Raw genomic sequence first — 17,027 nt, 5'->3', positions numbered from 1 at the left:
GTTGTTCAACAAAGAAACAGCGGCTTGCCCTCAGGCAAGATCACGCTACCCAGACGTTCTTCTACTGTTCATGCTAAACGTTGTTTAGCGTACTTTCCACACGATGGCCTCTATAGATTAGGGTAGGCTAGCGTTTAATGGACTGGTTTTACGTAGGTTTTGGGGATGACGGTTCGCGCGATTTCGACCAAGAGACAAATTCATGCCGCCCTGCTAAGATCCGTCTCGAGGAAGGGATTCATCGCGTGCAGCAGATCGTCATCGACGCCCCGGCAGGGCAACTCTCAGCCGAACTTACACGCCGCGGCATCGCCGCGGACGCGAAAGTGCATGTCGTTGTCGAATTGCTCGAGGACGAGTCCCTGCCGATGGCGGCGTTGGCCGCGGCCGGCCGAGCGCACGACTGGCTGGCCGACGAGCCCGACCTCTACAGCGACGCCGACCTGGTCGAACGCGCAAACTGAGTGTTCGCGTTCGGCAGCATCGTCCTCACCCGGTTCCCCTTCACCGACCTCTCCGGGGACAAGCGGCGCCCCGCCCTCGTTGTGTCGCGCGACAACGACCGCCGGACCGATCTCGTGGTCTGCTTCATCACCTCGGTGCCGCGCACCGGCCCTGACCTCGCCCCCCTCGACGCGATCGCGGGCACGGGTCTCAAAGTCTCATCGGTCGTACGCTTCGACAAACTCGCCACACTCGACCGCTCGGTTATCGCCGGCAAACTCGGCGAGGCGCCGGCCGAATGGCTCGCCACCCATCGGCAAACCTTCCTCGGCGTCTTCGGGTTCAGCATGCTCTAACGCGGGCCGCCCTGCGCCGCATTGTTCAGATGCGTGCATGACCCCGGGTCCCCTTGCCACTTACGGCAGGCATCAATGACCGGCGACAACCCTCTTGCGGGGTTGATGACGCTAGGCGGTGATCGGGTTGGGGTGGTTCATGCGCTGGCCGAAGCCTCGGCCGCGATCGCCCGTCTTGACCAGGCCTTGACCAGTCACCCGCTCCGCCAGGCCGTCCTCCACCGATCGCGTCTTGAGGCCGTCCGTCGGCAGGCGGCCGTCGATGGTCAACTGATCGATCCTTGGCACCTGGCGGCCGCGCTTGAGGGCCTGCGGCTGCGGATGGACCCCTATCTTCGCATCATCGATCGCGGCCAGATCATCGATGCCGCGCGGGCGGCGCTCGAACTGCATCAATGGATCGTCGAGCCCGATTTCGATCAGGAGGGTGAGGTCCAGCGCGCCGAGGCGATCCTCGCGGACCAACCGGCCACCCTTCCCCCGCTGCTCGCGGCCGCCCAGGGCTTTCGGGTATGGATCGACAGTGGCGGCATGCGCGCGCCACTCCGCTCCGCCGTCATTCGCTACTGGCGCAAGCGCAACCTTCTCCGAATGCCCATGCCGCTGACCGGCGCGGCTGCGCTCCGCGCCGAGCAAACCTGGGAGCCCGGTGACTGGACGCCGGCGTTCCTGAAAGCGCTCGCGACCGAGGCGGCGGATGGTCTCGATCTTCTCTATACGTTGGAGCGCGCCTGGTTCGAGGCCCGGCGTGGGATTGCCGGACGGCGAAAGCACTCACGCGCCGGCATGGCGATCGACGTGCTGGCCGCGGTGCCGGTTCTGTCGGCGACCTCGCTGGCCGGCATTCTCGGCATCGCGGTGAAGAACGCCCTCCGCATCCTCGACGAACTGGTGGCGGCCGAAATCGCTGTCGAGGTGACCCATCGCTCGAAGCGCCGGCTGTTCGGGCTGAAGGGACTTGCCCCCCTGCGCGACGTGATCCGCCCGCCCTACCGTCCTGACCCTGAGCGCGGCCGGGGACGCCCACGGCTCGAAATCGAGGATGATGAGCCGGAAGTAGCGCCGCTACCGCCGCCGCCGCCTCTGACGCCCATTGAGCGCCGTGCCTTCGACTATTCGGCGCTTGAGGAGGCCATGGCCCATCTTGACGCCGTGGTTCGGCGCACACGTCACGTCCTTACCCGCAGAGAGCCGGACTTGTTGTCGGCGTCGGAGACGCGACCGATTGAATCTCAGGCCGACATCCTCGGTGAGGAGGGCGACACAATCATGACCCAGCAGGCAATATCGCGTTGACCTTGATTGCCACTCTGAGAGACGCTATATAGCGTCAATCCATGTGGACATAGAAGTCAGGTTACGAGCCATGAACCTCCAACATCTCTCCGACAACGGTTTTTTCGCGCCGCAGAAGATAGCCAGGGAGCTTAAGACGACGAGCGAGGATGTCGCTCATTCGGCGGGCCTCGGACGGGATGCTGTTCAGCGGAAGGAGCGGGTCCGGTCGGACAAGACTCAGCGTCGGCTTCGAGAAATGGTCGAGACCCTGAACAAGGTGGAGCCCCGCTTCGGCTCGATGCTGATGGCCTACGCATGGTATCGCTCGGAGCCGTTGCCTGGTTTTTCCGGTCAGACGGCGATGCAGCTCGTGCTGAACGGGCAGGCCGATGATGTGCTCGAATATATCGACGCGGTTGACGCCGGAATCCACGCGTAGCCGTGGCGCGTTCGTATAGCGGCAAGCTCTATCGCGCCCTCAATCCGATCTACGCCAGAGAGCCGCTGTCTGGAGAGGGCGCTCGGCGCTACGGGGGCCGGTTCAATCCGAAGGGGACGCCAGCCCTGTATTGCTCCCTGTCGATCATGACGGCCGTGCGAGAGGCAAACCAGGTGGGCACGCTGCAACCCACGACGCTGGTTGCGTATGAGGCCGAGCTTGAGAGCATCTTCGACACCACAGATGAGGCGGCCCTGCGGGACGAAGGGATGGACGCTGCGGCCGTCGCGGCTTCGACCTGGCGCGACGAGATGAGAGCAAATGGGGCAGCGCGAACCCAGATTTTTGCGCGCTCGCTGATCGCGAAGGGATATAGCGCCCTGCTTGTTCGAAGCTTCGCGCCGGGCGCCTCGCGGCGGGATCTCAACTTGGTACTCTGGCGGTGGGGAAACGCACTGCCCGCGCGGCTCACGCTGGTCGACGACGAGGGCCGCTTGGCGACCTAACCCTGCCGTAGTCATGTTGCTCGCGAACGAACTCTTTTCTCAGCTATTGCGGGCACATGACAATCGCGAACAGGAGCGGCATTGCTATTCCAGTGTCGTGAAGCAAACCCGTTACGCTTTGCAGAAGATCGCTGAGAATTTCAGACTGCTAGGGATGATTTTGACATAGGGTCCCCCCCTATGGTACATATCAACGGATGGCCCACACTATCCGTGAGAAGCAGAAGCTGCTGAGCCGCGTGCGCCGGATGAAGGGCCAAGTCGAGGCGATCGAGCGCGCCCTCGAAAGCGAGGCTGGTTGCGAGCAGGTCCTTCATCTCATCGCGGGTGTGCGCGGCGCGATGGCCGGTCTCATGGCGGAAGTGGTCGAGGACCACGTTCGAAGCCATCTGGTCGATGCTGAGAAACATCCGGGGGCGCTCAACGCAGAAGCTGCGGAGCAACTCATGGATGTCATTCGAACCTACCTGAAATAGGAGACCACGGTGAGCGAAGCCGAGGTGCTCACGCCTCCCTCAGGTCATAGCCACGTGTATCTGGGCGAAGGCCACGAACGAGCCGAACGGCGGAGCTGGGCAGTCATCTGGCTCTGCGGCGCGATGATGTTCCTGGAGATTGTCGGCGGCGTCCTGTTCGGCTCGATCGCCCTCGTCGCAGATGGCCTGCACATGTCCACACACGCGAGTGCGCTGTTGTTGGCGGCGCTTGCCTACAGCTACGCCCGTAGGCACGCGCATGACCCCCGCTTCACTTTCGGAACAGGGAAGCTTGGTGATCTCGCCGGGTTCACCAGTGCCATCGCGCTGGCGATGATCGCGCTGTTGATCGGCTACGAGGCCGTCTCCCGCCTGTTCGCCCCCGTCCCGATTCACTTCGGGGAGGCGATCCCGATCGCCGTTCTTGGCTTGCTGGTCAACATCGGGTCCGTATGGCTGTTGAGCGGCGGGGAGCACCATCATCATGGGCATGGCCACAGTCACGCGCATAGCCACACACAACAGGACGATGAGACCGAACACCGCGTCGAGAGCAGCGTTGGCCCATTGACGCTGTCGATTTTCTGAAGCATTTTACCCATACGAACCGGCTGTTGATCGTCTGTTCGTTGGTTGAAGCCGAGCGCTCTGTCGGTGAGCTTGAGACGGTTCTCGGCATCCGGCAGCCGACCTTGTCGCAGCAACTGGGCGAATTGCGTGAAGCGGGAATCATCGAGGGGCGTCGCGAAGCTAAGCAGGTTTTTTATCGGATCGCCGATGCGCGCTCGCTGACGCTCATCTCTATGCTGCACGACCGCTTCTGTGGTGGCGAGTTGGCCGAGTCAGCGACGGAGCAGGGCGGTGCTGCATCAACATCCCACACCGGATCCGCCGACACATCGCCACGAAGGATCATTAGATCGGCGGAGGCCGCACGGTTTGCACGCATCGAACTGCCGCGCAGTTCGGATCGAGACAGGGTCTAAGATCATGCTGCGTCTGGATAGTCATCGGTCTCATGGGGTCGCTTGTCGGAGGCGCGATGGTCGGCGGGGCGTCTGCCATCCTCGTGCTGCTCAATGAGGCGCGCTCTTTGTTCTGCTCATGAACGCCGTCATGGCCGCCGATGGCATTGGCTCCAACAGTTCTCAAAATCTCTCCCACCTCGAAGTTTGGACTTGGCATCGTGACACCTAATGCAACAGCAGATTTTCTGGGCCGGCTGGACTTCGCGTGGATCACGACCCTTCACATCATCTATCCGCCGCTGACAATCGGACTCGCCAGCTTGTTATTCCTAGCGGAATGGCGCTGGGTTGCGACTGATCGCGAGCATTGGTATCGGCTTGTCCGCTTTTTTGAGAGACTTTTCATCGTCAATTTTGCCGCTGGAGTCGCGACCGGCATCACCATGGAGATGGCTTTCGGTATTCTCTACGGTCCCTTTTCCCAAGCTTCGGGACCGTTCTTTGGTCAGGTACTGGGCTACGAAACGATCACTGCCTTCATGTACGAAGCAGGTTTTATTGGGTTGATGATTTTTGGCTGGGGCAAGATCGGCCGCGGCATGCATCTCTTTGCGACCTTCAACGTCGCCCTGTCCTCTTCTCTATCGGCCATGTGGATCATGGACGCGAATTCCTGGATGCAGACGCCGACAGGTGTCGAGCTGAAAGATGGCTATTTCCAGATCTCGGACTGGCTCGCGGCACTCTTCAATCCCGATGTCATTCTGGGCTTCCCCCATATGCTGATCGCCGCGATCGAAGTGGCACTTTGCTTCGTCATCGCTGTCTCGGCGTGGTTCGTGCTCTGCAGGCGCCACGCCGTATTGTTCCAACGCTCGTTGAAATACGCGCTTCTCGCACTCCTGGTCATCGCCCCGCTGCAAATCTATTTGGGCGACGGCTTGGGACTCATCGTTGCGCAGGATCAGCCAGCGGCGCTCGCCGCCATGGAGGGCCACTACCATACCTACAATCAGGATGGGTCGGTTGATACGAGCTGGGAGGTTGTGGGCTGGCCTAACGCCAAGGGCGATGACATGGCTTGGTCAATCACTATCCCGCACGTACTAAGCCTGCTTGAAACCCACACCTGGGATGGAAAGGTACCGGGGCTCGATTCTGTTCCGCCGCAAAACCGCCCGCCTGTCCTTGTACCCTTCTATGCCTTCCGCGTCATGGCCGCTGCAGGCGGCGCGATCATGCTCTTGGCCTGTTGGGGCGCATGGCTCGTCCTGCGGGGCCGCTTCACGGTTGAGCGCATCGTTCGACATCGACTCTTCCTTTGGAGTGCCATCCTGTGTGGCTTCCTGCCTTATATCGCTATCTGGTGCGGCTGGTGGGTGCGTGAGGTAGGGCGGCAGCCCTGGCTCGTTTACGGACTGATGCGCACCGAACAAGGCGTCAGCCATATGAGCGTGACCGCGGCCGCTCTCTGGCTCGCTGGCTACATCTATTTCGAACTCATCGTGTGGGGCAGCACCTGGTACTTCTTCGCCAAGGTCATGCGCCGCGGCCCAGATATGGATAGCCCCGTCGTCCAAGGCGGCAACCAGCATCTGGGCGAACTCGACGCACCCCATGACGGCGCCCCCTCCTATGTCCGTCCGATCTGAGATGATCGGACAAGCACGCAGCATCCTGGCCGGAGCAGAAAAATGGACGGGCTGAGTCATATCCAATCCATCGTCACCTTCGCCTGGTGGATCGCGCTCGATCTGAGCGTGCTCCTCTACATCCTGCTTGATGGTGCCGACCTCGGCGCCGGGGTGTTTTCACTCTTTGTGCGCGACCATCACGAGCGCGGCGCCATCATGTCCGCTATGGCGGGCACCTGGGACGCGAATGAGACCTGGCTGATCGTCGCCGGCGGCGTGCTCTTCGGCACCTTCCCCTTCGTTTATGGCTCGGCCTTCAGCTACCTGATGGTGCCGCTGGCGCTTGCCCTCTGGGGCATGATCACCCGTGCGCTCTCGCTCGAATTCCGCCACCTAGCGGAAACGCCGTGGCAGCGCTTCTCCGATGTTTGCTTCGGCGTCTCTAGCCTCGTGGTCGCGTTCTTCGGTGGCATGGCGGTTGGCGCCATCCTCCAAGGTTTCCCCCTGACCAATACGCCGGGCACGGTGCCGACCTATGTCGGTGGCGCCCTCCGCTTCATCTCACCTTTCAGCATCTGGACCGGCATCGCTGCTGTGCTCGCAGTGGCGTTGTCCGGCGTTCTGTTCATCCGTGCCCGATTTGAGCATGGCGAGCCAATCAGAGAGCAGGCCGCGCGCTGGACCGGCACGATCTTCTATCTCGCGCTTGCCGCCGTTGCGATCACGGTCGTCATCAATGCTGTGATATTCCCCTGGGCGGCGAACAAATGGTTCGGTTCGCATTTTTGGGTCTGGGGCCTTGTGTTACTTGCCGTGGTCTTCGTTGCATTCAAGATGCGCGAGGCCAGCCGGCAAGATCGCGACGTCGCGGCCATCCTTTGGTTTAATCTTGCGGTCGCCATCATGGCGGTCGCGATGATGGTGACCGTTTATCCCTGGATCGTGCCGGGAACCTGGACGATCTACGCGGGTGCGAGCCCGGCGGTCTCACTCGTCACCTTCACCCTGGCCATGGGCGGCTTCTTCCCAGTGATGCTCATGTACAATGCCTATCAAATCTGGGTCTTTCGGGCGCGCATTACGGCGCTCGCTGCCTATCACTGAGGTGAGCACGCCGGGCCGAAGGACCTACCATGACGTCCCATAAGGCTCCCATGCCGCGCGGGGTCAGCCGCGCGCTGGATGGCTGGCTCCGCCGCCGCGCCGCTATCGCGAAGCAGCCCTTGCGGGGCGCCATTCTGCTCGGCGCCGTGAACGGCCTGCTACTGGTGCCCGAGGCCTGGCTTCTTGCCCGCAGCATCACCGCCGTGGTCTTCCAGCATCGCGGGCTTGCGGCGGTGGCGCCCTCGCTCGCCATCATCCTTGGCATCGCCCTGCTACGGGCATTGCTCAGCCATGGTGCCACCATCGCCGCGATGGCCGCGAGCACCCGGGTGAAGACCGATATCCGGCACGCGCTGCACGCGAAGATCGCGGCCCTCGGACCGGGCTTCCTCGGCACCCAGCGCAGCGGGGACCTCGCGAGCCTGCTCGTCGAGGGCGTCGATGCGCTCGACAACTACTATGCCGCCTACCTGCCGCAGATGGCGGTCGCGACCTTCCTGCCCGTGGCGCTGCTCGCCTTCATCTTTCCGGTGGACTGGGTCTCCGGCATCATCTTGCTCCTCGGCGCGCCGCTGATCCCGATCTTCATGATCCTCATCGGACGCGGCACCGAGCGCCTGAACCAGACGCAATGGCGCCGCCTCGCGCTGATGAGCGCCCATTTCTTCGATGTGGTGGAGGGGCTCTCGACCCTGAAACTCTTCGGCGCCAGTCGGGACGCGGCCGGGCTGATCGGCCGCATGTCGGAAGACTACCGTCTGAGCACGATGCGGGTGCTGCGCGTCGCCTTCCTCTCCTCCCTGGTGCTGGAATTCTTCACCACCCTCGGCGTCGCCATGATCGCCGTCTTCGTGGGATTCCGGCTCTATTATGGCGAAATCCAGTTCCTGGCCGGTCTCTTCGTGCTGCTGCTGGCCCCGGAATTCTTCCGCCCCCTGCGCGCCATGGGCACGCAGTATCACGCCAGGATGGAGGCGATCGGCGCCTCCGAGCGGATCGTGGCGCTGCTGGAAACGCCCGAGCCGGAGACACCCGCGGGCGTCGCGGCGCTGCCCGCCGGATCGGGCATCCTCCGCTTCGAGCAGGTTTCCTTTTCCTACGCGCCGGGCGAGCCCGTGCTGGAGGCGATCCAATTCGCCATCGCCCGCGGCGAGCGTGTGGCGCTGGTGGGCCCGAGTGGTTCCGGCAAAAGCACGGTGGCGCGGCTGCTGCTCGGTCTCGCCCGGCCTGACAGCGGACGAATCACCCAGGGCGACATCGATCTCGCCAGCATCGCGCCAGATGCCTGGTTCCGGGAGAGTTCCTGGATGCCGCAACGGCCGACCCTCTTCGCCGGCACGCTTGCGGAGAACATCCGCCTTGGTGCGCCCGATGCCTCGATGCCAGAGATCATCCGCGCGGCGGAGGCGGCCGAGGCGCACCTCTTCATCAGCTGCCTGCCCCACGGCTACGAGACGGTGATCGGCGAGCGCGGCCAGGGCCTGTCGGGCGGCGAGATCCGGCGTGTCGCCCTCGCCCGCGCGCTGCTGAAACCCGCGCGCCTGCTGGTGCTGGACGAGGCCGAAGCCAGCCTGGACGCGGAGACGGCCAGTCTCATCCGTGCCGCGATCGTGCGCCTGCCGCGCGACATCAGCGTGCTCCTCATCGCCCACCGCCTGGAAAGTGCGGAGGCCGCCGACCGCATCCTGGTCCTGCGCCAGGGCCGCATCGTCGAGGAAGGCACCCCCGCCACTCTCCGGGCGGGCACAGGGGATTACGCCGCGATGAGCGCGCTCTATCACGAGGGCGCGGCATGAGGGATTTCCTGCGTCTCCTCCGGCTGCTCGGGCCCAGCTGGCGCTGGCAGGCGACCGGCATCCTGCTCGGCGTGCTCGTCATTGTCAGCAATGTCGGGCTTCTGGCGCTGTCGGGCTGGTTCATCGCCGGCATGGGGCTCGCCGGGCTCGGCCTGCTGCGCATTGAGTATTTCCTGCCGGCGGCGGCCATCCGGGCCCTGGCCATCGCCCGCGCCCTTGGCCGCTACCTGGAGCGGCTGGTGACGCATGAGGCGACCTTCCGTCTGCTCTCCGATCTCCGCGTCTGGTTCTATATCCGGCTCGAACCGCTGGCGCCGGCGCGCCTGCAGCGCCATCGCGCGGGCGACCTTCTGAGCCGCATCCGTGCCGATATCGACAGTCTCGACAATGTCTATCTGCGCGTGCTGGCGCCGAGCGTTACCGCCCTGCTCTGCACCGTCCTGATCCTGGGTTTTCTGGCGCGCATCAGCACCGGCGCGGCACTCGCCGATTTCCTGGGTCTGGCGCTGGTGGGTCTCGCCCTGCCGCTGGCGGCCTTTCGTGCCGGTCGCCGCAGCGGGCGGCAGGCGGTGGCACTGCGCGGGCAGCTGCGCGCCGAGATCGCCGATACCGTGCGTGGCTTCGAGGAGTTGCAGGTTTTTGGCGCGATGGAGCGCCAGACCTCGCGACATGAGGCGGCCTATGCGCAGCTGACCGCGCTGCAGCGGCGGGAGACGCTGGTGGAGGCGGCGGCCGGTGGCGCCGCGCTCTTCCTGGTCCAGGCGACGATGCTGGCAGCCCTCGTGGTCTCGATCCCGCTCGCCATGGCTCGCACCCTGCCGGGGCCGGACATCGCCATGATCGCGCTGCTTGTGCTGGCGAGCTTCGACGCCGTCAGCGGCCTGCCCGGCGCGTATCGCGCGCTGGGGCAGACGCTGGCCGCCGCCCGACGCATCTTCGAGATCGTGGATACCGAGCCTGCGGTGCGCGAACCCGCGCAGGAAGCCGCCCCGCCCACCGGGTTCGACATCACCTTCCGCCACGTCTCCCTGCGCTATGATGACGCGGAGGCCTGGGCGCTGCGGGATGTGAGCTTCCATATCCCGGCGGGCGGCGCCCTCGGCGTGATGGGGACGACCGGATCGGGCAAGACCAGCCTCGGCAATCTTCTGCTGCGCTTCTGGGAGTTTCAGGAGGGCGAGATCCTGGTGGGCGGCGTGCCCATCCGCACGCTGTCCGGCGACACGATGCGGTCCTATTGCGCGGTGATCGCCCAGCAGACGCATCTCTTCAACACCAGCATCCGCGAAAACCTCCGCATCGCGCGACCCGCCGCGACCGCCGCCGAGATGGAGCGGGCGCTGCGCGACGCCGGCATCCTGGACGAGGTGCGTGCTATGCCGCAGGGGCTCGACACTATGGTGGGCGAGATGGGCACGCGCCTTTCCGGCGGACAGGCGCGGCGCGTGGCGATCGCCCGCGCCTTCCTCAAGGATGCGCCGATCCTCATCCTGGATGAACCAACCGAAGGTTTGGACGCGTTTTCTGAGCACATCGTGATCAACGCACTCGGACGCCTCAAGCAGGGCCGCACTACACTTCTCATCACGCATCGGTCACAAGCCCTGCGTGATATCGCTCAGGTTTTTGAGCTGGAGCGCGGCACCGTCTTGTGCCGCTCCAAGACATAGAAAGGGGGCGTGCGGTATCAGCACGCCAGAAGTGACCAGGATGTTATTTTGAGGTCTGTAGGGAATCATCGTGAGTTGATAACTGCGGCTGTGAGATAGATCATTGCCGTAAATGTTCTATCCGTTTTTCCGCTTCGCATGGCGATCCGCTTGAATTCTTTTGAGTTTACAGAAGAGATTTTCGATAGGTGGCGCGATTTGAAGGTATGGACATCGAATGGGCGCTTGTTGAGACGGTTTTTGCGCTGGGAGATGACGGTTTTGGCGCCCCGCCGCTCCAGTTCATCTGCAATAGAGCGGATATCGAAAGCCTTGTCCGCAATCTATGCGGGCAATCCATAGCACTCCCTCAAAAAACATCCGGTTGTTCTTCCCACTCCGTCCGCCGAAGCCGCCGGCCTTCGTTACGGCATTCACGAGCTCCGACCGCGCAACACCTCCCATTCCGGCCAGGACGATCGGGAAGGGGCAGCCAAGCAAGTCGCAAACCGGCCCATGCAATATGATGGCCATGCCTGTCCTTCAGATGATCATTCAGATAGGCCGAGAGCACCATGGCGTGGTTATGTTCCGTATCGTGCGCGGCATAGAGCAGCGTCATGGGACCGAGCTTCGACAAATCGGCGAGTTGAGCGACGGCTTCGTCATTTCGCGTCAGTTCGGCGCGGTAGCGGTGGCCAAACTCGGCCCAACGCGCCGGATCGTGACCGAACCATTCTCGCAGTTCCGTGCTTGGCGCGATCTCCTTGAGCCACAAGGTCAGTGCGGCACGATCCTTGTGCAGGCCCCGCGGCCAGAGCCGATCCACCAACACACGCGCGCCATCATCCTTGTCCGGCGGATCGTAGACGCGCTTAACGCGAATGTCAGAGACGGCACGGGCCATGGTCAGCCGATTTCTGCTGGAGCGTGATCCAGGAAGATTGTCAGAAGAAGGGACGTGTCCTCGATCGCCTTGACCGAATGCGGCGCGCCTCCCGCGAGATAGACCCACTCATTGGTCCATATATCCCACTTTCACGGCGACACCATGGAGACAGGACGGCGACGCGACAGCGACAGCACGGCGTCGCTGGGCCAAAAAAAATCGGCATCGGCTCCTGGTGGTGTCGCCGTTCGCAAAACGACAGCGGACGATACGGGCATGGATACGCTCGATCGACCCATTCTTTTTCGCAAGAAGCGCCTCAAGGAGTTTCGAGGCCGGGGCCGGCTATATAGTTGGCTGCGGGCTCATAGCGAGAAGATCGCCGCCGGCATGGAAAGCGGCGAATACTCGTGGGCGCTGATCTGTGCCGAATGCACCCGCCACGGTGTGGTCGGCAAGCACGGGGAGCCCCCCACTAGGAAGGCAGCTTCGAAAGCATGGCAGACGCTGTGCCGCGATCTAGCGGTGTCGGGCGAATCGCCAACGCGTCGTCTTGAACGCCCGACGCCGCCTTCCCGCTTTCCGAAGGGTTGGACCCCTCCAATCGTCAGCGAGAGCGAGGTTCCGGTGCCGGCCTATCTACGGCCACCTGAGACCGCGCTCGTCCCATCCCCCCCTCCTCCGCCGCTGGCGCTGCCCGAAAGGCAAGCCGGTGACGATCTGCCGGAGCCCGGAAGCATGGAAGCGTTCCTGCGCTCGGCGGACAAGGCCGACTGGTATCTGCTCGGTGGCAAGCGAAGGCGGAGGACGGAGGCTTGAAGCGTGCAACATCTAAAAGGAGTGAGATTATGCCTGACGGACAGATTAAGCCGCTGGATCGGATGCCGATCCTGTGGATCGCCATGGGAAGGCAGCGGGTCGGCAAGACCGCGCTGCTGAACACGGCGGTCCAGTATTTCCGGGCGGGTGGCAACCCGATCCGCGTGTGGAACGCCGACCAGCAGAACCGCAGCCACACGCTGTCGGTGTTCTTCCCCGACGCCGAGGAGGTCCCGAATGCCGGGCTCGAAGACGGCAAGACGTGGATCGAGGAGCGGATCGAAGACCTGATCCGGCACCGCTATGACGCCGTGCTGGATGTAGGCGGCGGCGCGACCGGCTTCTCACGGCTGGTCCAGGAGGTGCCGCTGCTGGAGGCCATCGAGGGCAGCGCCGTCCGTGTAGTCGGCCTGTTCTGCATCGGCCCTGAGACCGCCGACCTGGATTACCTCGAACAGTTCGCCGAGGTGGATATGTTCATGCCGGCGGCGACGGTGATCGTGGCGAATGGCGGTTTGGTGCTGAGCGGACGATCAATTGGTGGCGCCTTCAAGCCGATCCTGGAGCATTCGGCGATTAGGGCGGCGATGGCAAAGGGCGGCCGGTTGGCAATGTTTCCCGCGCTAAGCTGCATGTCGCAGGTGACGGATCGGGGCCTGACCTTCGCCGAGGCTGCGAAGGGCCAGGCCAAGCCGGGGGGCGAGCCGCTGGCCTTGTTCGATCGGGCGCGGGTCAATCGTTGGTGGACCCGCGACGTGCCAGAGTTCTTCGCCAACATCCCGCGCGAGTGGCTGCCGGTTGCGGCGGCCGATGTGCGGGAGAGCGAGGCCGGCTGATGGACAGCACGAGCCCGACTGTGCCGCACCCACCCGAGGGCGAAGGCCCAAAAGATTGGGTAGCGGAGTTTCGCCGCAAGACTGATGAGGTCCGGGCGGCGGCGGCGGAATGGGCGGTGCGCTGGGATGAGCCGGAGGGCCGGTTCATCTCAGCATTGATGGGCGCGATGGAGGTCGTTGGTAATCTTTCGGCCTCGGCGCAGGCCGCGTTCGTCCAGACTTCGCGGGACGGACGCGCAGCCGCAGAGGCCGACCTTTTGAGGGCCAAAGAGATACATCAGGCGGCACAACTTGCCCTGACGCAAATCCGGAACATCGAGCTGGCGGCGAAGGCCGAGCACGAGGCCGTGGCTGTCCAGATGATCGACCGGACCCTGCCGCTGTTCATCAAGCGGCTGGAGAATGTCCTGGTCATCCGCGAGCAGCGTTGGAACAAGGACGTGGCGCGCCGGCGCTATGTAACGGCCGGCGCGGTGGTCTTGGCGATCTTCCTGAGCGGCTTCGGCTTGGCGCGATGGGAGGACTATGGACGGCTGGCGAGGATCGATAATTGCCTGGACCATCCGATCCAGGCAAGCGGACATTTTTATTGTCGAATTGATCAATGAAGGCCGCGCCGTTCGCAGACATCCGCGGCAAAGGTCGAGCGTCTCAAATTGGAGGACGATCGATGCGAATAGGACAGAAATGGTATTTACGCTCGGGCATTGCCCTGGGCGTTCTAGCGTCTGCGCTCGGGGGCGGTGTACCGGCCTGGGCGCAGGTGACGTTGAACGGGCCGCCGATCCAGGTCACGCCCTACGTGAGCGAACCGGGCGTGCCGACGGTGACGATCACGCCGGGTTCCACCAACCCGCTTGGTGGAGATACCGATCCGAACGGGGGTGGGGCAGGCGGCAGCACAGGGACGGGCACTTCGACAAGCGCGGGCAGCAGCGACGCGCTCAATACCCTGCTGGCACAGTCCTGGGGCGCTACTGCGGTCTCCGAAGCGGAGGCAGTCGGCGTGAATCCGTCGGCGTTGGCAGCGACCTGTGTGGCCGAGAGCGGATGCACGAATGCCGGGACGAATGGGACCGCAACCGGGGCATTTCAGATGCAACCGGCGGCGTTCCAGGATGGCTTGGCAACTGCATTGGCAGCCGACCCGGCTTTGGCATCGCAGATCGTTCAGGGTTCGGCTGGGCAAAGCGACCCGACAACGGAGGCTATCGCTGCATCAGGCTATCTGATGCAGGCGAACACGGCGCTAACCAGTGCCGGCGTTACGAACCCAACCGTGCTTGACGCACGGGCGTATTACAACTTTGGTCCAAATGCCGGTGTGCAGATAGCGCAGGCACCGCCGACCGCCTTGATGAGTGATTACATCAGCTCGGCGGCTTTGTCGGGAAACAACATTTCAGCGACCGAGACGGTCGCTCAATGGCAGTCGTCGGTCAGTTCAAAGATCGGTAACGCTGCCTCACAGACGGTTCTGTCGTAAGGAGTGATGGTGATGAGCAAGAGATGGATTTTACTGGCCGCGATCGGGGCAATTAGCATGAGCCCCATAGCGAGCAAAGCCGCAACGGTGGTGCGGCCCGAGCCCGGCTTGGCCTGCATGCTGCTGGATGATCATGATCTTGCAGCGACGGTGCAGAGCCAATTGCCACCGATCCGATCGGCCCCGTCTGCGAGCGCGCCGGCGATCGGCTACCCTGCTGAGATTGTCTTCGTGCGCGAGCCGGTCCAGGAAAAGGCTGGCTACGTGGCGGTCGTGAAGCTGAATGCGCAACCTGGCTGGATCGAAGCGAGCAAGCTCCAACCCTGGCACGCGATGAACGGTCGCCCCGGAAAATGTATCCCGTCGCTGATGTCGAACGGTCTTCTCGGAAGTGACATCCAACACTGACATCCAACGCCAGTTGGAAAAGGGTTACGCGCGATGGATGGGCACTACAACCAGGGACCGGCGAATAAGCCGACGCGACCGAAGCGCCGTTTTCGGTTTAAGCGACCTTCGCCGTTCGTGTTCATGATCCTGAGCGCGGCGTTGTTCCTGATTGGGTCGGCGAGCTTCAACGGCCATGGGTCGCGGCAGATGGCGGAAATCGGCGTTGGTGGCGCGGTGATCGCGATTGCCGCGATTGTGGGGTTCATCCTGTAATCTCAATCCATCACCCCGGAGAGGCCGCCGAAAAGCGCCGCTTGCGGCGCGCGGCCTCGTAGGCCCGGAGGGCGCGCGAAGCGCGGGTTGTTTCCACCAGCGCGACCTGTTGGCACATGACGAAAAGGCCGACCCTGACCGGGCCGGCCTTTCGTTTGTGGGGGCTTAGTAGGGGAGGTCCGCCTCGGTCAGTGCCGGGGCCTCCCAGATGATGCAGGTGTGGTCGATGTCCCGGTGGTAGGTTTCGATGTGGCGGATCGAGTAGCCCTGATCGAGGAGGGCCGCGTTGTCGATGTCCGAGTCCAGGTCCGTAGCGATGGTGCCGTTGTCCAGTTTGGTCATGTCCCGTGTCTCCGATCTGTTCAGCGGAATTGCTGATAGGCAGTGCGATCGACGGGCTTCGGGACGGGTCAACCTCCGCGGAGGGAGGACCGGAGCCACGCGCAGCCACGCGCAGGCGCTTCTTCAGCGCCGAGCATGGCGAGCATGGCGAGGACCGGACTGGAGCGGCCCCGAATGGGTGCCCGTAGGGCAAGGTTGACGCGGCACGACCTTGCCCGGCGATAGACTGAAAGATCAGCAGGCGAGCTTTTGTTGGTGGGGGTGGGGCTGCACGGGTGCCGCTGCCTCCCCTCACCCGCGCCGTTCGCAATCCGGTGGCCCACCCTGACGGGATGGAGGGCTGAGGATGAGAGCTGAAACCGTAATCGAGGCTTGGTTGTCCCGCTTCAAGCGCCGCCATGAAAGCGGCGTCTCGGTGGCCCAGGAGGATCAGCCTGACCGTGCAGCAGCCCTTGGCGCGCTGGGGGAGGCATTGGTCGCCGGAACGATCCGCGACATGGGCTGGCCAGTGTTGCGCAATGTCGTGCTCCGCGAGCGCGGAAGATCGGCTGAGATCGACGTGATCGCGCGGGCGCCGGGCGCGCTGGTGGTGCTCGAGGTGAAGACCTGGTCGGGGTTTATCCTGGGCGCGGCGCAGGCCCCATCATGGACGCGGCACGGTCGAGGCGATGAGGCTGTGGCGATGCCGAATGCGGTGGCTCAGAACCGCGCGCATGTCACCGCCGTTGAGCGCGCGATCGGCGATCGAGAGGTGCCGGTGTGGGGTTTGGTGGTGAGTGCCGGGCACGCGCGCTTTGCCCCGGCGTTGCGGGCGCATATCGTGCCGGCGGCGGAGCTGTCCGGCGTGCTGCGGCATGGCGCGCGTGCCGACCATGGTGAAGTGCGGAGGATCGAGCGGGCCTGGGCGTCGCTCGGACGCGAGGCTGCCCGCAGTCCCAGCAGGCTTGCGGCGCATATAGCCAGACTTCAGGCCCGCTACAGGGACTGAACCTGGTATCCGGCTTAGCTGCGATCCGCAGTCGTGCTACAGAAAGAGCATGTGTTCCAATTACCAGCGCACGAAAGCCTATCGGAGCTATGTGGAGGAATTCACCCACATCCGGCTCCCGCTGCGTTTTCCGGAGCCCCATGCGGCGCCGAATCTTGAGCCACAACCCGAGGTCCGGCCGACCGTCACCGCGCCGGTCTTTCGCCGCCTGGAGGACGGGGTTGAGATGGTTAGCGCCAGGTGGGGGTCGGTACATAAAACGGGCACAGATATACGCTAAGGATTATCGGTGATTGTGATGGCTTGCCGGAGCGGGCGGAGTTTCCCTTCCGGGATGCCGGCGTCGGTCCAGAG

At 63.7% G+C, this 17,027-nt stretch carries 21 protein-coding genes and 1 pseudogene; 19 read left to right on the top strand and 3 right to left on the bottom strand.

All coding sequences use genetic code 11. The annotated features are described in order from the left end of the window. Positions 1 to 137 precede the first annotated feature (137 nt). Complete coding sequence (locus tag GOB93_RS19250; protein ID WP_173585041.1) at positions 138 to 464, top strand: hypothetical protein; 327 nt, start codon at positions 138 to 140, stop codon at positions 462 to 464. Then, positions 465 to 800 carry a type II toxin-antitoxin system PemK/MazF family toxin gene (locus GOB93_RS19245; RefSeq protein WP_173585040.1) on the top strand — a complete coding sequence of 112 codons (336 nt, stop codon included), beginning with the start codon at positions 465 to 467 and terminating at the stop codon, positions 798 to 800. Positions 801 to 911: 111 nt separating this feature from the next. On the opposite strand, the gene GOB93_RS21770 is transcribed toward GOB93_RS19245, so the two are convergent. Continuing rightward, a complete protein-coding gene (locus GOB93_RS21770) occupies positions 912 to 1,265 on the bottom strand; it encodes a hypothetical protein (RefSeq protein WP_242010932.1) in 354 nt (117 codons plus the stop codon). 66 nt (positions 1,266 to 1,331) lie between these two features. Here GOB93_RS21770 and GOB93_RS21765 point away from each other — a divergent pair, with 66 nt between their 5' ends. The 10 genes from GOB93_RS21765 (at position 1,332) to cydC (ending at position 10,671) form a co-directional block, all read left to right on the top strand. Next, on the top strand, positions 1,332 to 2,096 hold the full coding sequence (locus tag GOB93_RS21765) for a hypothetical protein (RefSeq protein WP_242010931.1): 765 nt from the start codon (positions 1,332 to 1,334) through the stop codon (positions 2,094 to 2,096). A 70-nt stretch (positions 2,097 to 2,166) separates the two neighbouring features. Next, on the top strand, positions 2,167 to 2,517 hold the full coding sequence (locus tag GOB93_RS19235; RefSeq protein ID WP_173585039.1) for an MbcA/ParS/Xre antitoxin family protein: 351 nt from the start codon (positions 2,167 to 2,169) through the stop codon (positions 2,515 to 2,517). Positions 2,518 to 2,519: 2 nt separating this feature from the next. Further along, positions 2,520 to 3,023 carry an RES domain-containing protein gene (locus tag GOB93_RS19230; protein WP_173585038.1) on the top strand — a complete coding sequence of 168 codons (504 nt, stop codon included), beginning with the start codon at positions 2,520 to 2,522 and terminating at the stop codon, positions 3,021 to 3,023. A 197-nt stretch (positions 3,024 to 3,220) separates the two neighbouring features. Further along, positions 3,221 to 3,499 (top strand): metal/formaldehyde-sensitive transcriptional repressor, encoded by a 279-nt coding sequence (locus GOB93_RS19225; RefSeq protein ID WP_146893005.1) that lies wholly within the window; start codon positions 3,221 to 3,223, stop codon positions 3,497 to 3,499. Positions 3,500 to 3,508: 9 nt separating this feature from the next. Next, positions 3,509 to 4,087, top strand: coding sequence for a CDF family Co(II)/Ni(II) efflux transporter DmeF (dmeF, locus tag GOB93_RS19220; RefSeq protein WP_146893007.1), 579 nt, complete (start codon positions 3,509 to 3,511; stop codon positions 4,085 to 4,087). 26 nt (positions 4,088 to 4,113) lie between these two features. Continuing rightward, positions 4,114 to 4,485 (top strand): ArsR/SmtB family transcription factor, encoded by a 372-nt coding sequence (locus GOB93_RS19215; protein ID WP_242010930.1) that lies wholly within the window; start codon positions 4,114 to 4,116, stop codon positions 4,483 to 4,485. 200 nt (positions 4,486 to 4,685) lie between these two features. Continuing rightward, positions 4,686 to 6,119 (top strand): cytochrome ubiquinol oxidase subunit I, encoded by a 1,434-nt coding sequence (locus GOB93_RS19210; RefSeq protein ID WP_338422419.1) that lies wholly within the window; start codon positions 4,686 to 4,688, stop codon positions 6,117 to 6,119. Positions 6,120 to 6,161: 42 nt separating this feature from the next. Next, positions 6,162 to 7,205 carry a cytochrome d ubiquinol oxidase subunit II gene (locus GOB93_RS19205; RefSeq protein WP_173585037.1) on the top strand — a complete coding sequence of 348 codons (1,044 nt, stop codon included), beginning with the start codon at positions 6,162 to 6,164 and terminating at the stop codon, positions 7,203 to 7,205. 29 nt (positions 7,206 to 7,234) lie between these two features. Then, positions 7,235 to 9,001, top strand: a complete 1,767-nt coding sequence (cydD, locus tag GOB93_RS19200) for a thiol reductant ABC exporter subunit CydD (RefSeq protein WP_173585036.1) — start codon at positions 7,235 to 7,237, stop codon at positions 8,999 to 9,001. Then, the gene (cydC, locus tag GOB93_RS19195; RefSeq protein ID WP_173572156.1) at positions 8,998 to 10,671 is read left to right on the top strand and encodes a thiol reductant ABC exporter subunit CydC; all 1,674 of its coding nucleotides are present in this window, start codon (positions 8,998 to 9,000) and stop codon (positions 10,669 to 10,671) included. Before cydD ends, cydC begins: the two co-directional genes overlap by 4 nt. Before the next feature lie 523 nt (positions 10,672 to 11,194). On the opposite strand, the pseudogene GOB93_RS19190 reads toward cydC, so the two are convergent. Then, positions 11,195 to 11,557 (bottom strand): annotated as a pseudogene (locus GOB93_RS19190) (DUF488 domain-containing protein); the annotation flags it as partial. Positions 11,558 to 11,815: 258 nt separating this feature from the next. Between GOB93_RS19190 and GOB93_RS19185 the strand changes: the two are divergent. From GOB93_RS19185 to GOB93_RS19160, 6 genes are all read left to right on the top strand, one after another. Next, complete coding sequence (locus GOB93_RS19185) at positions 11,816 to 12,358, top strand: hypothetical protein (RefSeq protein WP_146892599.1); 543 nt, start codon at positions 11,816 to 11,818, stop codon at positions 12,356 to 12,358. Between the two features lie 29 nt (positions 12,359 to 12,387). Continuing rightward, entirely contained in the window at positions 12,388 to 13,194 is an 807-nt protein-coding gene (locus GOB93_RS19180; protein WP_146892597.1) for a DEAD/DEAH box helicase family protein, read from the top strand. Continuing rightward, a complete protein-coding gene (locus GOB93_RS19175) occupies positions 13,194 to 13,802 on the top strand; it encodes a hypothetical protein (RefSeq protein ID WP_146892594.1) in 609 nt (202 codons plus the stop codon). Before GOB93_RS19180 ends, GOB93_RS19175 begins: the two co-directional genes overlap by 1 nt. A gap of 62 nt (positions 13,803 to 13,864) precedes the next feature. Next, the gene (locus tag GOB93_RS19170) at positions 13,865 to 14,680 is read left to right on the top strand and encodes a hypothetical protein (protein ID WP_146892592.1); all 816 of its coding nucleotides are present in this window, start codon (positions 13,865 to 13,867) and stop codon (positions 14,678 to 14,680) included. A 12-nt stretch (positions 14,681 to 14,692) separates the two neighbouring features. Beyond that, complete coding sequence (locus GOB93_RS19165) at positions 14,693 to 15,088, top strand: hypothetical protein (RefSeq protein ID WP_146892590.1); 396 nt, start codon at positions 14,693 to 14,695, stop codon at positions 15,086 to 15,088. 33 nt (positions 15,089 to 15,121) lie between these two features. Next, entirely contained in the window at positions 15,122 to 15,343 is a 222-nt protein-coding gene (locus GOB93_RS19160) for a hypothetical protein (protein WP_146892588.1), read from the top strand. Between the two features lie 165 nt (positions 15,344 to 15,508). Here GOB93_RS19160 and GOB93_RS19155 read toward each other — a convergent pair whose 3' ends face one another. Continuing rightward, entirely contained in the window at positions 15,509 to 15,685 is a 177-nt protein-coding gene (locus GOB93_RS19155; protein WP_173572157.1) for a hypothetical protein, read from the bottom strand. 346 nt (positions 15,686 to 16,031) lie between these two features. On the opposite strand from GOB93_RS19155, the gene GOB93_RS19150 reads away from it, so the two are divergent. Beyond that, the gene (locus tag GOB93_RS19150; RefSeq protein WP_146892586.1) at positions 16,032 to 16,673 is read left to right on the top strand and encodes a nuclease-related domain-containing protein; all 642 of its coding nucleotides are present in this window, start codon (positions 16,032 to 16,034) and stop codon (positions 16,671 to 16,673) included. Positions 16,674 to 17,027: the final 354 nt, after the last annotated feature.

Source organism: Acetobacter musti (assembly GCF_011516835.1).
In the GTDB taxonomy this organism is placed as follows: domain Bacteria; phylum Pseudomonadota; class Alphaproteobacteria; order Acetobacterales; family Acetobacteraceae; genus Acetobacter; species Acetobacter musti.
This window is presented reverse-complemented; position numbering and strand designations above follow the sequence as displayed.